The sequence below is a fragment of the Roseobacter sp. HKCC-CH-9351 genome (assembly GCF_037830295.1).
In the GTDB taxonomy this organism is placed as follows: Bacteria; Pseudomonadota; Alphaproteobacteria; order Rhodobacterales; family Rhodobacteraceae; genus M30B80.
In genome coordinates this window covers 1,021,682-1,040,130 of sequence record NZ_JBBLYM010000001.1, presented here as the reverse complement: position 1 = coordinate 1,040,130, position 18,449 = coordinate 1,021,682, and the positions used below count along the sequence as shown (strand labels likewise).

Here is an 18,449-nt window from a genome sequence, read left to right as displayed (position 1 = left end):
GGTCAAGCCGCGCGGCCTCGCCCGCCCGACCGAAAAAAGACAGAAAACGACATCTGTGACACAGGCCACATAATCAACAAAAAAAAGGCCCCTCTCAGGGGGCCTTTTTCATAACTTTTACCTTCCAAGCATACCTGCTTAGTGCAGGCGGCTTTCCACTTCGGCGATGGCCGCATCAATGCGCTTGTTCGCTTCGGTTGCAGTGGTGCTATCGCCCAAAATCTTTGCCGCCGCCGCAATCGCAACATCCACAGCACGGTTGCGCAATTCACGGGTCGCTTTTTCTTCGGCGCTCGTGATCTGCTCCTCAGCTGCCTTTAGGCGGCGCGCGATGGATTGCTTGAGGTCTTCTTTGGCAGCATCGGCAGCCAAACGAGCCTCTTCGCGGGCGTGGTCGATAATGCGCTGAGATTGCTCAGCCACTTCGCGGCTTTTGCGCTCATAGGCAGCCAGAACGGCTTGGGCTTCATCGCGTAGGTTGCGGGCCTCATCCAATTCGGAACGGATGGTTTCCGCGCGGTCATCCAACATCTTGAGGATCATCGCAGGCACGTTGAAATAGAACAACAGCGCCAAGAACAAGATGAAGCCAATCAGCACCACGTAATTGGTGTTGAAGAAAGACGCAAAGCCGTAATCACCACCTGCTGCAAAAGCAGGCGCCGCGATTAGGGTCAGGGCAGATGTTGCCAAGGTCGCGTAACGCAGTGTCATGGCTTATCCTTTCATCCGCTCTGCAATGGCCGCTTTCAGCGCCTTGGCATCGGGCTTGCCACCACCAAGAGCCGTTACAATCTCGGCTGTCGCATCTTTTGCGACCGCTTCAATGTTTTTCACAGCGCCTGCGCGGATCTCACCGATACGCGCTTCAGATTCTTTTGCCTTCGCAGCGATCTGCGCGTCCGCTTTTGCAGTTGCGTCCGCCAATTCAGCCGCGATTTCGCTGCGGGTCTGGGCGATGATGTCTTGCGCTTGCGCGCGCGCATCAGCGAGGGCTTTGTTATAGGCCTCTTCCGCTTCAGCAGCTTTGGCTTTGAGGTCTTCAGCAGCGGCAATGTCCTTTGCAATCGCGCCTTGGCGGTCTGCCAAAACGGATGCAACGCGGGGCAACGCCACGCGGCTCAAGATCAAATAAACGACCACCAGTGTAACCACGAGCCAGAAAATCTGGTTCGGGAAGGTGGAGAAGTCGAGTTGCGGCATACCCCCCGAGGCGGCTTCACCACCATGGGCTGCACTGGCAACGTTGTGGGCAGTCTCTGCCATCATGTCCTCCTGGAACCGGTGATTACACTGGGCCGCTGTGGCGCGCTGCGCGCAAAGCGACCCAGCCGTAAGGATGGTTCGCTAAAGGCTTAGACTGCGAACATCAGCAGAAGTGCAACGAGGAACGCGAAGATCCCCAAAGCTTCTGCGAACGCGATACCGATGAAGAGCGTTGCGGTCTGACCTGCAGCTGCAGATGGGTTACGCAAAGCACCTGCGAGGAAGTTACCTGCAACATGGCCCACACCGATCGCTGCTGCGCCAGAGCCGATAGCGGCAAGGCCTGCACCGATGAATTGACCGAGTTCTGCGATATTGCCTTCCATTTCCGTTTCTCCTTACGTTGGAATTGGCTGAATAGATGTCCTGAACCGTGATCCGCTTAGTGGTGCGGATGCAGCGCGTCTTTCAGATAGACGCAGGTTAGGATGGTGAACACATAAGCTTGGATCACGGATACGAGCACTTCGAGCCCGTAGATCGCGACAATGCCCAAGATTGGGGCGAAAGCTGCGGCGCCCATCGCGCCAGCGAAACCTGCAAACACTTTCAAAACTGCGTGGCCCGCCATCAAGTTACCCGCAAGACGGATAGAGTGGCTGACGGGGCGCACGAAGTACGAAATCAATTCGATGATGGCAAGGATCGGGCGCAACGCCAATGGCGCGGAACTGACCCAGAACAGGCTGAGGAAGCCTGCGCCGTTCTTGATGAAACCCACCAAGGTCACTGTCAGGAATACCGCCGCCGCCAAAATCGCGGTCACCGCGATGTGCGATGTGGTGGTAAAGCTCATTGGGATCAGGCCCAAGAGGTTCGACAGCAGGATGAACATAAACAGGGCGAAAATATAGGGGAAGAAGGGCAGCGCATCTTTGCCTGCAACATCTTCGACCATCTTACGCACGAAGCCATAGATCAGCTCAGCGACCGACTGGCCGCGCGAAGGAACCACGGCGCGACCGCGCGTGCCCATGACCATCAACGCCACAATCGCGATGACGCTGAGCGCCATCCAGAGCGTGGAATTGGTCGGCGTGTACCAGTTCAGCGTGTCACCAAACAATGGGGAGATGACGAATTGATCCATCGGGTGGATCGCCAAGCCGCCTTCGTAATCGTCAAGGAGACCCAGGACGAAAAGCACAGCCGCGGTGGCCAAAAGGACAAATGCAATCGGCTTGCCCGAATTAGAGGGCTTGTTCTGATCAGAATTCGTTACATCCGAAGCCACGGTGTATCCCCTTATTTTGCGTCGCCCTCATCCGCGTGTTCGCGGGCTTGGGCCTGGTTCTGAAGCTCTTGCGCAGATCGGATCATCGTTTTGACCCCAGCCACAAAGCCCAGCAATGTAAAAACGACCATCAGCCAAGGGCGCGTGCCCAAGAGGCTATCCAAGCCCCAGCCTATACCAACACCGATCAACAACCCGCTGACCAGTTCAATCACCATCCTCCACGCGTGCTGCGCTTGGGAATAATGCTCTCCCATCGGTGGTTTCTTGTCGGCTTCGCGCGACCGAATGTTTGCCAGTTTTTCTTCCAACCCCTTAAGGCGGTCGGGATTTGGCGATGGCTCGGTCATGTGCAAAGCAACTTCAGAAAACGCCCCTCAGGTGTCGCGCGGAACCTAAGAACAGGCCGCGCCAGAGTCAACGAAACTTTGCACCCGCAGAGAAATGCATAAGATATTGAATATAAAATAATAAAATTACCTGCGACAAGTTGGTCAAATCCACCCGTCAGAAGGTCTGCGGCAATTTTCGACAATTTCCCATATTCAACCAAATGGTTGACGATTGCCTCAGAAGGCAGGATAGGATGCCAATATGAGCACCAGTTCCCTAGATCTGACCTTTGCTGCCTTGGCAGACCCAACCCGCCGCGCGATCTTGTCGATGCTGCTGGAAGATGACATGGCCGTGACCGATGTGGCGGAACCGTTTGAAATGTCTCTGGCTGCGATCTCAAAGCACCTCGCCATCCTTGCCCATGCGGGACTGATTGCCCAAGAAAAGCGGGGACGGGTCAAGTGGTGCAAACTCGAGCCTGACGCGCTGCGCGCCGCAAGTGTTTGGATGCAGGGGTTTGGTCAATTCGAACCCATCCACCTAGACGAGTTCGAAGCCTTTCTCGCCCGCGAATTGAATGGGGCTGATACGCAGGGCGGTTAAACGGTCCCCACGATATTTTTGGCGTTATCTTTAAGATAGGCCAAGACGCGCTGCACCTTTGGGCTGCGATGCAAATCGACATGGGTGACCAACCAGACAGAAGAATTCCATTCGTCCAGTGAGGGCATTACCTCAATCAAGTCTGCATTTTGCTCAAGGGCAAAGGCCGGCGCAAAGCCTATGCCGATCCCCGCATGAACCGCCTCAATCGCACTCGCGAAATCGGAGGCCCGAAACACGATTGCATCTTCAGGCACATGATCCTTGAGCCATCTTAAAAACGGCGCGCGGCTATCGGCTTGAGTGGTTGCAACAAAGCGATGCTGCGCTGCTGTTTCTGGGCTGAATGGCCCGTGCTGTTCGAGATAGGACTTGGTTGCACAAAGACGCGCCCTGAGCGTGAAAAAGGGCTGCACGACATTATCAGGCTCCGATGGGGCAGACCCTGCACGAATGGCAATATGCGCCTCGCCCAATTCCATCCGAAAGACGCGTTCATCCGTCACCAAACGAATGCGCAAATCTGGATGATCGTTTTGCAATTCGGCCAATGCGGGCATCAACAACTGCGCCACAAAGCCAAGCGCGGTCAGCACCAATTCCCCCGACAGCGTATCGCCCTGCCCTGCAATGCGCGAGGCCAATTGTGAAAACCGCGCTTCAGTTTCAGCGGCAGTCGCAAGCAAATCCTGCCCGGCCTCGGTGGGGGTGTAGCCGCGTGCATGACGATGGAACAACCGCACCCCAAGACGCCCTTCAAGCGCATCTATATGACGGATCACTGTAGCATGATGCACCGATAGATAATCTGCGGCCCCAGACACCGTGCCCAGTCGTGCCACATGATAAGCCGTGCGCACCTCATCCCATGCATCCATCATCGCACCCTTTACTTGCCGCTTAAACGATCACGGCTTTTCGACCAAAACACAGCCGACCTGTCATAAAGCGGATCAAGAATGCGGGCTTCAAACCGCTCCCACAAGCGCCATAGGACCAACAAGACAACCAAAAGAAGGACGAGAATTGTAATCGGCATCCATGGGATCAGCGTCACATCTGGCCCTGCCACCTGACGCAAGGCCACAGCATTGGGATAGGTCGTCAAAATGCGCGAACGCCATCCGTAATGGGTAACCGCTACCCAAATCGGGTCAGCCGCAGTCGAAATCAGGTTTGCCGCTTCGGCCTGCAGGTCTGAGCTGTCCAACTTGAAATAAGGAGGCCACCCAAAGCCCGTATCCTCATTGCGGAACACGTGAACCTCGCCCTGCGCATCGACCGTATTGATCAAACGCAAATCGCGCGATGCGAGTTGTGCGCTGCCTGTATCGCCGCGCGCGTAGAAGATGCGGTTGAGGCCTGAAAAATCTTGCCTGATGATTTCTGTCTGCGTGATCCGCAAAATATCACGCTGCGGCAGCGTGTAGTGGAAGAACGCGACAAGGAGCGCGCCCAATATCAGTAATGCTATGATCCGTGGCCAACGCATGCGCCGCCTGCCCCTTTGTCGTTTATTTTCCCATTGCGCCCCCTAAGGCGCGAACGGATCGGTGAACCCAACATAAAGGAACAGCGCCGCCAGTGGCAAAGCATAAACCACAACCGCCAAACGCAGCGCGATTTTACGCATAGATCCTGCCAGACGGCGATTAATCCAATCCTCACGATGCTCATTCACGGCATCAGACGGATCCCGCTTTTGCCATTCCGCGATTAAGGCCTCACGCTGGCCTGCGCGCAAATAAAAATAAAGCGATACAAAGACCACTGTCAAAAGCACCGCCATCAGCAAGGCTATGCGAATAATCACACCCTGTTCTCCCAGATCCGTGTCTCATCCTTGATATAGGCACGGCGCAAAAATTTGCACGGGCTTGCAATGCGCAAATTCCCACAGCAAGCTGAAAAAGACAGAAGGTGGGGCAAAAATGGACAGCAAAGATCAACTTGAAACTGCGATTGCCGTACGGCGGGACGATTTGATCGCACTGACCCAAGATTTGATCCGCATCCCCACCCTCAACCCGCCCGGTCAAAACTATCGCCAAATTTGCGACTATCTCAAACAGCGCTTGGAGGCAGCGGGGTTCACGGTTGAATTAATCCGCGCCACAGGCGCGCTTGCCGATAGCGATACATATCCACGATGGAACATGGTGGCGCGCTATGAGGGCGGCGCAGCGGGGGACACCGTTCATTTCAACAGCCATCACGATGTCGTGGAGGTTGGGCATGGATGGACGAAGCCGCCTTTTGGTGGGGTTCTCGAAGATGGCCGCATCTACGGGCGCGGGGCGTGCGATATGAAAGGTGGGCTTGCAGCCTCAATCATCGCAGCTGAGGCCTTTATTGCCACCTACCCAAAATTCGCAGGTGCGATTGAAATTTCTGCCACCGCAGATGAGGAGTCAGGTGGCTTTGGCGGCGTTGCCTATCTGGCCGAGCAGGGCAGATTTGACCCCGCCCGCGTTCAGCATGTCATTATCCCCGAACCTTTGCAAAAAGACCGCATCTGCCTTGGCCATCGTGGCGTTTGGTGGGCACAGGTCGAAACGAAGGGGCGCATCGCGCATGGCTCAATGCCATTCTTGGGCGACAGCGCCATCTCTCACATGGGCGCGGTTCTCGCAGAAATAGAAACGCATCTTTTGCCACTCCTCGCAGGGAAAACCACTGCAATGCCAGTAGTGCCGCCGCAGGCGCGCCAATCCACGCTGAATATCAATTCAATCCATGGGGGCGAGGCTGAACAGGCCGAGGATTACACTGGCCTGCCCGCACCATGTGTTGCAGATCGCTGCCGCATCGTGATTGATCGCCGCTTTTTGATTGAAGAGGACATCGCAGCGGTCAAAGCGGAATTGACCGATATGCTAGAGCAAATCAAAGCCAGCCGCCCCCGATTTGACTACGAGATTTCCGATCTGTTCGAGGTGCAACCGAGCATGACGGATGAAAGCAGCCCGCTTGTGGAATCGGTGGGCCAGGCCATCGAACGCGTGTTGGCCCAAAAAGCGGAATATGTGGTCAGCCCAGGCACCTATGACCAAAAACATATCGACCGCATTGGTCGGTTGAAAAACTGCATCGCCTACGGGCCAGGTATTTTGGAGCTTGCTCACCAACCCGATGAATGGGTTGGGGTTGATGACATGGCAGACAGCGCGCTTGTTATGGCGCTGACCTTGGTAGAATTGCTACCAACAGCTTAGGGCTGAAGAACAAAACCCATATGCTCAATCGCGCGTTGCGCGATCTTGTCACCCTTGAGGGCCGCATCGTTCAAAGCCTTCATCAGCTGCGAAAGTTTGCGGCTGCTGGCTTGCTCTTTTACGAAACTACTGACCTCTTCGGCAGACAGGGCGAGGATAGTCTGTGCTGTATCGCATACCATATGCGTATCTCCCGAGTTCGACCCTCGTCTTAGCGCATCGCCGCAAAGCGTATCTCGCACTATGCTCGAGGGGCTTATCAGAACCAGCAAGTGCCGATCCGTTTCAGAGCGTTAACCTCTCGTTACGATTCGAGCGAGTCGGAAATGACAGTTCTGCGACAGTATGCGCAGCCTTCCGCCTATCCCAATTCCCCCAAAAGGCACAGCAAGCAGGCCGCAATACAACCAGAACGCTTGCCAGACCAAGCCTTGCGGCACTACGATGGCCCTGTGAACTTTCGCGGGAGGGCCACATGGTTCGGTTTCTAACATCCGCCGCAACGGCGTTGATCATTTCCACCACATGCGCCTTTGCGCAAGGCAATAGCATCAAAATCGGGATGGTGCTTGAGCCGCCAAATCTCGACCCTACAGCAGGTGCAGCAGCGGCCATTGATGAGGTGGTCTATGCCAATGTTTTTGAAGGCCTGACACGGTTCGGCCCTGACGGCTCTGTGCAACCTGCGCTTGCGCGGTCATGGGAAATTTCAGACGATGGTTTGACCTATCGCTTCACCCTCGCGCCAAATGTGCAGTTTCACGATGGCAGCGACATGAATGCGGATGATGTGGTCTTTAGCCTAGATCGGGCCCGCGCTGAGGGCACCACCAACGCACAGGCCGCCCTCTTTGCAGGTATCGCCTCTGTTGTCGCAGAAAGCCCTGACACCGTTGTGGTTACGCTAAACGCCCCTGATGGGGCCTTTTTGTTCAAGATGGCTTGGGGGGATGCGGTGATCGTGGCCCCCGAAAGCGCAGAGACAAACGCGACCAACCCCATTGGCACAGGCCCCTTCCGCTTTGTCGATTGGGTGCAAGGGGATCGCATGGAACTGGCCCGCAATGCCGCGTATTGGGGCACGCCCATCGCGCTCGACAGCGCAACCTTCCGCTTCATCACGGATCCAAATGCCGCCTATGCCGCATTGATGGCAGGTGATGTCGATGCTTTCCCAAATTTCCCAGCGCCTGAAACTTTGACCCAATTCGAGGCAGACCCGCGCTTCAACGTGATTGTCGGCTCGACCGAAGGCGAGACAATTTTGGCGATGAACAACAAGCAAAGCCCGCTTGATGATATCCGCCTGAGAGAGGCGATTTCGTACGCGATCAATCGGCAGGACATTATTGACGGGGCTATGTTTGGCTATGGCACACCCATTGGCACACATTTCGCGCCGCATAATCCCGACTATGTCGATCTGACCGCGCAATCGAATTACGACCCAGAACGCGCGCGTGCTTTGCTGCAAGAGGCAGGGCTAGACGGGGTAACATTGCGTCTGATGCTACCCCCGCCAGCCTATGCGCGCCGTGGTGGAGAGATCATTGCGGCCCAACTGCGTGAGATTGGCATTGAGACAGAAATCACCAATCTAGAATGGGCGCAGTGGCTCGAGCAGGTGTTCCGTGGTCGCGATTTTGATCTCACCATCGTCAGCCATACCGAACCGATGGATATCGGCATCTATGCGCGAGAGGATTACTATTTCCAATATGCCCGTCCCGAGTTTGTTGCGCTGAACGAGGCGCTGACCTTGGAAAGCGATCCTGCTGCGCGCAGCGACTTGCTCGGACAAATGCAGCGCATGATCGCGGATGATTATGTGAACGGCTACCTGTTTCAGTTGGCCAAAACAGGGGTTGCGGATGCGCGCATCCGTGGTCTTTGGGAAAATTCGCCGACACAGGCCAATGATCTGACAGGCGTCTCTTGGGACTAGGGCACGCGATGTCCCGTTAAAAAAGCCCCGCTTTGCATCTGCGAAGCGGGGCTTTTTTCATCTCTTGTCACGCGCGCCTCAAGCCTTGGCGGTGATCCAATCAAAAAATCCTTCACCTGCGCGCGCGCGTAAATCTCGCGCCATATCCGCGCCAAGCTTCGCGGCCTCAGCAATGGGGGCGCTGCGATCCTCGCTCAAGACCTCGCTGCCATCGGGGCGCAATATCTCGCCGCGCAGACGCAACATAGGGCCATCAATCTCGGCCAGACCTGCAATCGGGGTTTCGCATGAGCCATCAAGCCCCGCCAAAAACGCGCGCTCTGCCGCAAGCCTGATGCCAGTGTCGCGATCATGAATAGCGGCCAACATCTCGGCCGTGCGGGGATCATTCGCGCGCCGCTCAATCCCGATAGCGCCTTGTGCAACAGCTGGTAGCATATCTTCGGGTGAAATGGCAGAACGCGCGACATCGGCCATGCCCAATCGATTAAGACCTGCCTGCGCCAAAAACGTGGCTCCTGCGACCCCGCCCTCCAGTTTTTTCATTCGCGTCTGCACATTGCCACGAAATTCGACCACCTCGAGATCAGGACAGCGCGCAGTCAATTGCGCACGTCTACGCAGCGAAGATGAGCCAACCTTCGTGCCAGCGGGCAAGGCATCGAGACTGTCAAATTCAAGTGACACAAATGCATCGCGCACATCCTCGCGCGGGAGGTAGCAATCAAGCAGCAAACCTTCGGGCTGCAACACGGGCATATCCTTCATGGAATGCACCGCAATATCAATCGCCCCAGATAGCAGGTCTTCTTCTATCTCGCGAGTGAACAGACCCTTGCCGCCAATTTCCTTGAGGGGACGGTCTAAAACCTTGTCACCTGTGGTTTTTATAACCACAATTTCAAAGGCCTCATGTGGAAGATCAAAGGCCGCCGCAAGCCGCGCGCGCGTCTCATAGGCTTGCGCCAAAGCAAGGGGAGAACCACGCGTGCCAATGCGCAGCGGAGAGGCGGGAGTTGGTCGTTCGTTTTTCATGGGTTCTTTCTAACTCTGTCAACTTGACATGACAACCATAGACAGCATGGCTTGGGCAGGTTAGGACAGGATTGAGCCTACATCCAAAGAAATTTGGTACAAGAAAATCGGATCGACCATGACAAAAACACTTCTGCGCGCATTGAGCGGCGAAACCCTCCCCACCCCACCCGTCTGGCTGATGCGCCAAGCGGGGCGCTACTTGCCCGAATATCGCGCGACACGCGCAAAGGCTGGGGATTTTCTTTCGCTCTGCTACACACCCGATCTGGCGGCAGAAGTCACCTTGCAACCAATCCGCCGCTACGGGTTCGATGCTGCAATTCTCTTTGCAGATATTCTATTGATCCCCGATGCGCTTGGCGCGGATTTGTGGTTTGTCACGGGTGAAGGCCCACGCCTCTCTACAATCACTGGGCCAGACGGCTTAAAGCCTTTGAAGGGCAAGGACGAAATCCACGACCATCTCGCGCCCGTTTATGAAACCGTTAAAATCTTGTCGCAAGAATTGCCCAGAGAGACCACACTCATTGGCTTTGCAGGCGCGCCATGGACAGTGGCCACATATATGATCGCAGGGCGCGGCACACCCGACCAAGCGCCCGCACATAAACTGCGCCAAGAAGATCCTGCAACTTTTGACGCGCTCATCAATCTGCTGACCGATGCGACCATCGAATATCTCTCAAAGCAGGTCGAAGCCGGCGCAGAGGTTGTAAAAATCTTTGACAGTTGGGCAGGCTCGCTGAAAGGCGAGGCTTTTGACCGATATGCGCTAGAGCCCGCGAAAAAGATAACCCAAGAGATGAAGAAGCGTTTTCCAGGCTTGCCCGTTATCACATTCCCGCGTGAGGCAGGCGACAAATATATCGGCTTCGCAAAGGCTGTCGGTGCGGATTGTTTGGCCCTCGACACGAGTGTTGATGCGACATGGGCGGCCCAGCATTTACAAAAAGATGGCTGCGTGCAGGGCAATCTTGACCCCAAGCTGATGATCACAGGCGGTGATGCCTTGCGCCAAGAGGCGCGACGCATTGTGGACGCACTGAAAAACGGGCCTCATATTTTCAACCTCGGCCATGGCATTACACCTGAAGCTGATCCTGAAAATGTGCACGTTCTGCTTGAGGAAATTCGCCGCGCGTAAGTCGCGCGGCGCTTGCCCATGCCGCGTTTGCGCGGTAACGCTCGGGGCATGGCGCACCCACGGATTGATCAAATCGACATCCTCGCCCCCAATTTCAAGCAACGCTTGTCTGGGGTGACAGCGACCATTGTGCGCCTCGTGCCGCATCAAGCTGAAAAGGTGGCGATAGCCGTCGTGGGGCGCGGCTTGCCCGCAGGCTTGCCACAAATCCCGCTCAATAATCTGCTTACAATGCCGAAAAACGGGCCACATGGCCTGCGCGTCTGGCACGCAAGGCGCAATAATGAAATGTTGGCGGGGATCGTGCTGAAGCATGTTTTTGGAAAGCGGTTAAAACTGCTGTTCACCTCCGCATCACAACGAAACCACACGCGCTACACGAAATGGCTGATTGGCCAGATGGATCATGTGATCGCTACGTCTCAGAAAACGGCGGCTTTCTTAGATCGACCCGCAACTGTGATTTTGCACGGAATTGATGTTCACGCGTTCAGCCCTGCGCCCGATCACAGCGCGCTGAAAGCCAAGCTTGGCTTTGGCAAAGGGCCATTGATCGGATGTTATGGCCGTATTCGCCCCTCAAAAGGGACAGATCGGTTTGTGGATGCAATGATCAACCTTCTGCCCAAACATGAGGGGGCAGAGGCGGTTATCTTGGGCCGCGCAACCGATCGGCATAAAGACTATCTGAAAGCGCTAAAGGCAAAGATCGCTGCAGCGGGTCTTACAGGGCGGGTTCATTTCCCAGCCGAAGTTCCAACGCATGAGATTATTCCCTATTATCAGGCGGTGGATCTGTTTGTGGCCCCGCAGCGACACGAAGGGTTTGGCTTAACCCCGCTCGAGGCAATGGCCTGTGGTGTTCCCGTAATAGCCACCCGCGCAGGTGCATTCGAAGAACTGATCCGCGATGGGGAAACCGGGTATCTGGTCGGGATTGAAGACCAAGCGGCGCTAGAGACTCAGATTGACCACCTTTTGCAGGATGCACCGTTGCGCAGCAAAATGAGCGCGGCTGCCCGCGCCCATATGGTTGATCACTTTTCGCTAGAACGCGAAGCAGATGCGATTATCTCAGTCTATCAGCGCCTCTTGAACGAGACTTAAACCCATTTCGCCAAAGGCGGCAGGCTCATCAAAACAGCATTGGCATCATGGCCTGTCTCGAGGCCAAATTTTGTGCCGCGATCATAAACGAGATTATATTCGGCATAGAGACCGCGATGAATCAACTGAACGTCACGATCCGCCTCATTAAACTTCATCTCGCGCCGTTTTTCGACCACGCCTAAAAAAGCGGGCAGAAAGGCACGACCGATATCTTGGGTAAAGGCGAAATCTGCCTCCCAATCGCCCGTGTTCAGATCATCGTAGAAAATCCCACCGACCCCACGCGCACGACCACGATGCGGCACATAGAAATACTCATCTGCCCATGCTTTGAAACGGGGATAGATGTCGTCACCATGCTTGTCGCAATGCGCCTTGAGAACAGCGTGAAAATCTGCTGTGTCTTCCTCATATTCGATGCAAGGGTTGAGGTCAGAACCGCCCCCGAACCACCACCCGTGCGGCGTCCAGAACATGCGTGTATTCATGTGCACCGCAGGGACATGCGGGTTGTTCATATGCGCAACCAAGCTGATACCCGAAGCCCAAAAGCGCGGGTCATCCCGCAGGCCTTCCATATCTTTGCGCGCAGACATTGCCGCTACGGCGCGCGCGCCCAATGTGCCATGCACAGTGGACACATTGACACCGACCTTCTCAAAGACCCTGCCCCCGCGCATCACGCTCATGAGGCCGCCCCCTGCATCGCTGCCATCCTCAGAATGACGTTTGGTCTGCGACACATCAAATCGTCCCACCGCATCGGCGCTGTGGTGGCGGTCTTCCAAATCTTCAAACGCAGCCACGATATCATCGCGCAATTGCCTAAACCACGCGGCAGCGCGGGCTTTGCGCTCATCAAAGGGATCGGTCATGCAAATCGTCCTACAGTTGTATTGCACATACCTAACACCACCTTTGACATAAGGTCACGCGCTGAAAGCAAAAATCCGAATGAAATATGAAAAATACGCTTGCAAATGCAAGCATCGGGCCCACACCACGCCGCAAATTTCTTGTGATCAAGAAAGCTGAAACCTTCCAATAGTTTATCATGGATTTTTTCAAACTTCTGCCGTAGTGTCAGAGGATAACTACCGCGCCAGACGGTTAATTGAGGCAGAGTGAGCAGGTCTCGTGGCATATAATCGGTTTTTTTCCGCCCTCTTGGGGCTTTTAATTGTTGTCTTTTTCGCTGCGACACCCGTAAAGGCCGCGCCTTATGCGGCTATGGTGATTGACGCACGAACGGGCGAGGTTTTGCATTCGCGTAATGCGGATACACGGCTGCACCCCGCCTCTCTGACCAAGATGATGACGCTTTACATCGCTTTTGAGGCGGTGCGGCTTGGCGAAATTACCATGGACACCTTGGTTACGGTGTCGCAAAACGCGGCCGCAGAACCCCCCTCGAAACTCGGTTTGCGCGGTGGCCAGCAAATTCGCCTACGCTATTTGGTGCGCGCGGCGGCTGTGCGCTCGGCCAATGACGCTGCAACGGCCATTGGCGAAGCGATTGAGGGGTCAGAGGCAGCTTTTGCACGGCGCATGACCCGTACCGCAGAAGCCCTGGGGATGACGCGCACAACATTTCGCAATGCCCATGGCCTAACTGCGGAGGGCCATTTGTCGACCGCTAATGACATGACAATGCTTGGGCGGCGCATGGTTTATGACTATCCAGAATATTATAACCTGTTCTCGCGCCTTTTGACTGATGCAGGTGTCGCGACTGTGCGCAACACGAACCGCGCTTTTTTGTCGGCCTATCGTGGTGCCGATGGGATCAAGACAGGCTATACGCGCGCCGCAGGATTTAACCTCGTGGCCTCCGCCCAGCGCGGCAATGTGCGCATCATTGCCACTGTCTTTGGCGGCCAATCTACGGCATGGCGCAACCAACGCGTCTCGGAGTTATTGGATATGGGCTTTGCCCGCGCGCCTGCCCATGCCGAATTGAGATTGGTAGGCTTCCCCGTCTATTCAGGCGGCTCAGGCGGCGGCGGGAGTGAGCCTGCCAGCGATTACGAGCGCGGGCCAGTTGCACGCACGATCCGCCCCTCAGGGGTTGTTGCGCGCAGCCTAGTACCGCAACCGCGCCCGCTTCCAATTACACCGCCAAGTGAAACCTTACTCGCCGCGATTGATGTGGCAATTGAGGAGGCGCTCATAGCCGCAGCCCCCAGTGCCGAAGGGGCGGCCTCTGTCATCAGCGAGGCAGACACCCAACCCGTGATCGTGGATGACGCACCAAGCCCCGCCCTTGCAAGTTTAGATGAGGACGCGCTTGCGCCAGAAGAGGCGCCTTTGCCAAGCCAACGCCCAATCGAATTGGCGGCAGCACTTTCTGAAAACGCATTGCCTTCTGCGCCCGAAATTGTGACCCGTGCCACGTCTACGGGCGAGCGGCTCTATGCGATATCGTTGGGGCGTTACCCCACCCAGAATACCGCTGAGCGTTTGCTGCTGCAAACGGCTTTGTCGGAATCTTCGCTGCAACAGGCCCTGCGCCATGTTACCCAGCGCCAAGGTGGCTTTGAGGCGCAATTCGCGGGCATGACAGAAGATGAAGCCACCCGCGCCTGCGCACGGCTTGTGGCGCGCGACACAGCCTGCATGGTAGTTGGGCCGTAAATTTCGGCTATAGGTTTGTTGTCAAAATCACTGTGCAAGATGCGCAGTGCACTACATTCTTCAGTCATCTAATGGCTGATAACAGCATGTAGCAGCGATTGCGTATAGGGGTGGGCGGGTGCATCAAAGACCTGCGCTGCCTCGCCCATTTCGACTACATCGCCTGACTTCATCACCAAAATCCGATGGGCTAGGGCACGCACAACACGCAGATCATGGCTGATGAACAAATAGGCCAGCCCCTTTTTTGCTTGCAGCTCGCGCAACAATTCCACGATTTGAACTTGCACCGTCATATCAAGTGCCGATGTTGGTTCGTCTAGAACGACAAGCTTTGGATCAAGCACAATCGCACGCGCAATTGCGATGCGCTGTCGTTGACCGCCCGAAAATTCATGCGGGTAACGATGCATCATGGCTGGATCAAGCCCCACCTCACGCAAAATCTCAGCCACGCGGTCTTGTCGCGCGGATTTGCTTTCAGGGTGATGGATGCTCAACCCCTCGGCAATGATTTGTTCAATCGTCATGCGCGGGCTAAGCGAACCATAAGGGTCTTGGAACACAATCTGCATATCGCGGCGCAAGGGTTTCATGGCCGCGCTTTTCAAACTTTGAATGTCTCGCCCCTCAAGGCGGATCAGCCCTTGTGACGAGATCAAGCGCATCAGCGCAAGCGCCAGCGTGGTTTTACCTGATCCCGACTCGCCCACGATGCCAATTGTCTCCCCTGCGCGGATTGAGAGAGTGGCAGCATTCACCGCCTTCACATCCCCCACTTTGCGGCGCAGCAGCCCCGCAGTGATTGGAAACCAAACACGCAAGGCGTCACATGCGATCACTTCGGGCGCATCTTTTGCCACAGGGGCAGGCGCGCCCGTGGCCTCAGCCGCCAAAAGCTTTTGGGTATATGGATGCTGAGGCGCCCCAAAAACATCCGCTGTTTTGCCCTGTTCAACAATTTCGCCCGCTTGCATCACGCAAACCCGATCCGCGATTTTGCGCACAACGCCGAGATCATGCGTGATGAACAAAAGGCTCATCCCTTCGGATGTTTTCAATTCGGCCAAAAGATCAAGGATTTGCGCCTGAATGGTGACATCAAGCGCAGTGGTTGGCTCATCTGCGATCAAAAGTTCAGGCCCGTTGGCCAAGGCCATTGCAATCATCACGCGCTGCCGTTGTCCGCCTGACAATTGATGCGGATAGGCCCCGAGCCGCGCCGCAGGATCAGGGATACCAACCTTCTCCAAAAGCGCGACACTGCGCGCTCGCGCCTCTGCACCGCTCAGGCCCTGATGCAGGCTCAGCGCCTCACCCAGTTGCTTTTCAATGGTATGCAGGGGGTTCAGCGATGTCATCGGCTCTTGAAAGATAAAGCTTATATCATTGCCCCGAACCGCGCGCAGCCGCGCCTCAGGCGCGCCGATCAAACCTTCGCCGCGATAGCGCACCTCGCCCGATACTTCGGCCGCATCGGGCAAAAGCGATACAGTAGAAAGCGCGGTCAAAGATTTGCCTGATCCAGACTCGCCCACCAAAGCAACAGTTTCCCCTGCCTCGATGTGAAAAGACACACCGCGCACTGCCTCGATATGCCGCCCATCTTGCTGAAAGGTGATGCGTAGATTTTCGACCGACAGCAGGCTCATTGGAACGTCTTTCTAGGGTCAAACGCATCGCGCACCCCTTCGAAAATGAACACCAACAGCGACAGCATGATCGCAAAGGCAAAAAACGCCGTGAAGGCCAACCATGGTGCTTGCAGGTTGTTTTTGGCCTGCAAGGTCATCTCGCCCAAAGACGGGGCGGATGAGGGCAGGCCAAAACCCAAGAAATCTAGCGCAGCAAGGGAACCAATCGTGCCAGTGACGATAAAGGGCAGCATGGTCAACGTGGCCACCATCGCATTTGGCAACACATGGCGGAACATAATCACGCGATCCGAGACGCCAAGCGCACGGGCCGCGCGCACATATTCGAAATTGCGGGCGCGCAAAAACTCGGCCCTGACAACCCCGACAAGGGATGTCCAACCGAATAAGACCATCAAAAACACCAAGAGCCAGAAATCCATGGTGAAAATCGCGGCGACGATGATGATGATATAAAGGCTTGGGGTCGCGCCCCAAATTTCGATCACACGCTGGAAAATAAGATCAATGACACCGCCAAAATAGCCCTGCACCGCCCCTGCCGCGATTCCGATCATCGAGGCCAGCGCGGTGACGATCAGCGCGAATGTCACCGAAAGACGGAACCCGTAGATCACACGCGCCAAAACATCCCGTGCGGTGTCATCCGTGCCAAGCCAATGGTTCCCGTCAGGCGGCGATGGGGCCGCGCGCCCGATATCGTTGACGGTATTGTAGCTATAGGGAATAGGCGGCCAAAGGAGCCATCCTTTTACAACCTCTACGCCATCAACACGCCCTGTGGTTTGAACGGTTTCAATCACGCCTTCAGGATCATCCCAACAGGCGTCTGACCCGCCCGAGATGATCAGGCATTGCACCTCAATATCACGATAAACCGCCTCGGTGCGGAAATCGCCACCAAACTCTGTCTCAGGGTAAAAGTTGAAAATAGGCGTGTAATAGCCGCCCTGATATTGCACCAAAATCGGTTTATCATTGGTAATGATTTCAGCGAACAGGCTAATCCCGTAAAGCACAAGAAAGATCATCAATGACCAAAGCGCGCGGCGATTGGCCTTAAAATTGCGCCAACGGCGTTGGTTGAGAGGGGAGAGCGTGATCATGCGCTCACACCTCCCGCGTCTCAAAATCAATGCGCGGGTCGATCCAAACATACATCAGATCGGACAAGATCCCCACGACCAGACCAATCAGCCCAAACACAAAAAGCGTTCCGAAAATCACGGGGTAATCACGGCTCACAGCCGCTTCAAAGCCCAAACGCCCCAAACCATCGAGGGAAAAAATCGTCTCGATGATCAGTGAGCCGCCAAAAAATACCGACACAAAAACCGCGGGAAAGCCCGCGATGACAATCAGCATTGCATTGCGGAACACATGCCCATAAAGCACCCGCCCCTCCGACAGCCCCTTTGCCTTGGCTGTCATGACATATTGCTTTTTGATCTCGTCCAAAAAGCTGTTCTTAGTCAAAAGCGTCAGCGTGGCAAAAGCTGCAATGGTTGAGGCAAGCACAGGTAGGGTGATGTGCCAGAAATAATCCCCGATCTTACCCAAGAGGCTCAGATCTTCCCAATTGTCCGAAGTCAGACCACGCAGCGGGAAAATCTGAAAATAACTGCCCCCCGCCAACAAAACCAACAGCAAAATCGCAAACAGAAACCCAGGGATCGCATAGGCCACGATGATCAACCCGCTTGTCCAAGTATCAAAGCGGCTGCCATCGCGCACCGCCTTACGGATGCCAAGCGGGATCGAGACCAAATAGGCGATGAGGGTCGACCACAGCCCCAAGGTGATGGAGACAGGCAATTTCTCGATCACCAAATCCACCACAGAGATTGAGCGGAAATAACTGTCGCCAAAATCAAAGCGCAGATAATCCCCCATCATAAGAAAAAACCGCTCCATCGCAGGGATGTCTTCGGCCACACATTCTGGCGCACGCAACGAAGGGGTGCCCGTAAACCCATCTTCGCAAACAAGGCGCGCGAAGTTAAATTCTAGCTTCAGCTGATCCAAAAATTGCGGCGGCAAGCCGCGCGCGCCTTGGTAGTCGCTGCCGACCTGCTCCATCTGCGCGCCTGCATCACCGCCGCCGCCAGAAATGCCTGCAAATACATCCCCTTCCCCCTCAAGCTGTGCGATCACCTGCTCAATCGGCCCACCTGGCACGAATTGCACAAGGGCGAAATTGATCACCATGATCCCCAATAATGTGGGGATCATCAGCAAAAGACGTCTGAGGATATAGCTTGCCATAAAG

20 protein-coding genes are annotated in these 18,449 nt (G+C 55.5%); 6 read left to right on the top strand and 14 right to left on the bottom strand.

Translation table 11 applies throughout. The features are described from left to right. Positions 1-138: 138 nt before the first annotated feature. The 5 genes from AAC632_RS05405 to AAC632_RS05385 all read right to left on the bottom strand — a co-directional run bounded on the left by AAC632_RS05405 (position 139) and on the right by AAC632_RS05385 (position 2,850). A complete protein-coding gene (locus AAC632_RS05405) occupies positions 139-714 on the bottom strand; it encodes a F0F1 ATP synthase subunit B family protein (RefSeq protein WP_340297782.1) in 576 nt (191 codons plus the stop codon). Between the two features lie 3 nt (positions 715-717). After that, complete coding sequence (locus tag AAC632_RS05400; protein ID WP_340244784.1) at positions 718-1,266, bottom strand: F0F1 ATP synthase subunit B'; 549 nt, start codon at positions 1,264-1,266, stop codon at positions 718-720. Between the two features lie 89 nt (positions 1,267-1,355). After that, on the bottom strand, positions 1,356-1,592 hold the full coding sequence (locus AAC632_RS05395; protein ID WP_050928673.1) for a F0F1 ATP synthase subunit C: 237 nt from the start codon (positions 1,590-1,592) through the stop codon (positions 1,356-1,358). A gap of 56 nt (positions 1,593-1,648) precedes the next feature. Next, positions 1,649-2,428, bottom strand: coding sequence for a F0F1 ATP synthase subunit A (locus AAC632_RS05390; protein ID WP_340298758.1), 780 nt, complete (start codon positions 2,426-2,428; stop codon positions 1,649-1,651). Between the two features lie 83 nt (positions 2,429-2,511). Next, entirely contained in the window at positions 2,512-2,850 is a 339-nt protein-coding gene (locus AAC632_RS05385; protein WP_340261857.1) for an AtpZ/AtpI family protein, read from the bottom strand. A gap of 244 nt (positions 2,851-3,094) precedes the next feature. On the opposite strand from AAC632_RS05385, the gene AAC632_RS05380 reads away from it, so the two are divergent. Then, complete coding sequence (locus AAC632_RS05380) at positions 3,095-3,439, top strand: ArsR/SmtB family transcription factor (RefSeq protein ID WP_340261860.1); 345 nt, start codon at positions 3,095-3,097, stop codon at positions 3,437-3,439. Here AAC632_RS05380 and AAC632_RS05375 read toward each other — a convergent pair. The 3 genes from AAC632_RS05375 to AAC632_RS05365 are packed head-to-tail and all read right to left on the bottom strand — an operon-like array spanning position 3,436 to position 5,252. Next, positions 3,436-4,317, bottom strand: a complete 882-nt coding sequence (locus tag AAC632_RS05375) for a LysR family transcriptional regulator (protein ID WP_340297783.1) — start codon at positions 4,315-4,317, stop codon at positions 3,436-3,438. The genes AAC632_RS05380 and AAC632_RS05375 overlap by 4 nt on opposite strands. A gap of 11 nt (positions 4,318-4,328) precedes the next feature. Next, a complete protein-coding gene (locus AAC632_RS05370; protein WP_340297784.1) occupies positions 4,329-4,931 on the bottom strand; it encodes a DUF1523 family protein in 603 nt (200 codons plus the stop codon). A gap of 42 nt (positions 4,932-4,973) precedes the next feature. Beyond that, a complete protein-coding gene (locus AAC632_RS05365; protein WP_340297785.1) occupies positions 4,974-5,252 on the bottom strand; it encodes a hypothetical protein in 279 nt (92 codons plus the stop codon). Positions 5,253-5,370: 118 nt separating this feature from the next. On the opposite strand from AAC632_RS05365, the gene AAC632_RS05360 reads away from it, so the two are divergent. Next, a complete protein-coding gene (locus tag AAC632_RS05360) occupies positions 5,371-6,654 on the top strand; it encodes an acetylornithine deacetylase/succinyl-diaminopimelate desuccinylase family protein (protein WP_340297786.1) in 1,284 nt (427 codons plus the stop codon). Here AAC632_RS05360 and AAC632_RS05355 read toward each other — a convergent pair. Then, on the bottom strand, positions 6,651-6,836 hold the full coding sequence (locus AAC632_RS05355) for a hypothetical protein (protein WP_340297787.1): 186 nt from the start codon (positions 6,834-6,836) through the stop codon (positions 6,651-6,653). The two genes, AAC632_RS05360 and AAC632_RS05355, sit on opposite strands and share 4 nt — an antisense overlap. Before the next feature lie 293 nt (positions 6,837-7,129). Here AAC632_RS05355 and AAC632_RS05350 point away from each other — a divergent pair, with 293 nt between their 5' ends. Next, entirely contained in the window at positions 7,130-8,599 is a 1,470-nt protein-coding gene (locus tag AAC632_RS05350) for an ABC transporter substrate-binding protein (RefSeq protein WP_340297788.1), read from the top strand. A gap of 78 nt (positions 8,600-8,677) precedes the next feature. On the opposite strand, the gene hemC is transcribed toward AAC632_RS05350, so the two are convergent. Then, the gene (gene hemC / locus AAC632_RS05345; protein ID WP_340297789.1) at positions 8,678-9,634 is read right to left on the bottom strand and encodes a hydroxymethylbilane synthase; all 957 of its coding nucleotides are present in this window, start codon (positions 9,632-9,634) and stop codon (positions 8,678-8,680) included. Positions 9,635-9,752: 118 nt separating this feature from the next. Between hemC and hemE the strand changes: the two genes are divergently transcribed. Next, positions 9,753-10,781: a uroporphyrinogen decarboxylase gene (gene hemE / locus AAC632_RS05340; RefSeq protein WP_340297790.1), complete on the top strand. Its 1,029-nt coding sequence runs from the start codon at positions 9,753-9,755 to the stop codon at positions 10,779-10,781. A 48-nt stretch (positions 10,782-10,829) separates the two neighbouring features. Beyond that, complete coding sequence (locus tag AAC632_RS05335) at positions 10,830-11,888, top strand: glycosyltransferase family 4 protein (RefSeq protein ID WP_340297791.1); 1,059 nt, start codon at positions 10,830-10,832, stop codon at positions 11,886-11,888. Here the strand turns inward: AAC632_RS05335 and hemF are convergent. Further along, positions 11,885-12,766, bottom strand: a complete 882-nt coding sequence (gene hemF, locus AAC632_RS05330) for an oxygen-dependent coproporphyrinogen oxidase (protein WP_340297792.1) — start codon at positions 12,764-12,766, stop codon at positions 11,885-11,887. The two genes, AAC632_RS05335 and hemF, sit on opposite strands and share 4 nt — an antisense overlap. 262 nt (positions 12,767-13,028) lie before the next feature. Between hemF and AAC632_RS05325 the strand changes: the two genes are divergently transcribed. Next, the gene (locus AAC632_RS05325) at positions 13,029-14,525 is read left to right on the top strand and encodes a D-alanyl-D-alanine carboxypeptidase family protein (protein WP_340297793.1); all 1,497 of its coding nucleotides are present in this window, start codon (positions 13,029-13,031) and stop codon (positions 14,523-14,525) included. A 68-nt stretch (positions 14,526-14,593) separates the two neighbouring features. Here the strand turns inward: AAC632_RS05325 and AAC632_RS05320 are convergent, their stop codons facing one another. The 3 genes from AAC632_RS05320 to AAC632_RS05310 are packed head-to-tail and all read right to left on the bottom strand — an operon-like array spanning position 14,594 to position 18,445. Continuing rightward, a complete protein-coding gene (locus AAC632_RS05320; protein WP_340297794.1) occupies positions 14,594-16,177 on the bottom strand; it encodes an ABC transporter ATP-binding protein in 1,584 nt (527 codons plus the stop codon). Continuing rightward, positions 16,174-17,283: an ABC transporter permease gene (locus AAC632_RS05315; RefSeq protein WP_340298759.1), complete on the bottom strand. Its 1,110-nt coding sequence runs from the start codon at positions 17,281-17,283 to the stop codon at positions 16,174-16,176. The genes AAC632_RS05320 and AAC632_RS05315 overlap by 4 nt, the downstream gene beginning before the upstream one ends. A gap of 7 nt (positions 17,284-17,290) precedes the next feature. Further along, a complete protein-coding gene (locus AAC632_RS05310) occupies positions 17,291-18,445 on the bottom strand; it encodes a microcin C ABC transporter permease YejB (protein ID WP_317656530.1) in 1,155 nt (384 codons plus the stop codon). Between the last annotated feature and the right edge of the window lie 4 nt (positions 18,446-18,449).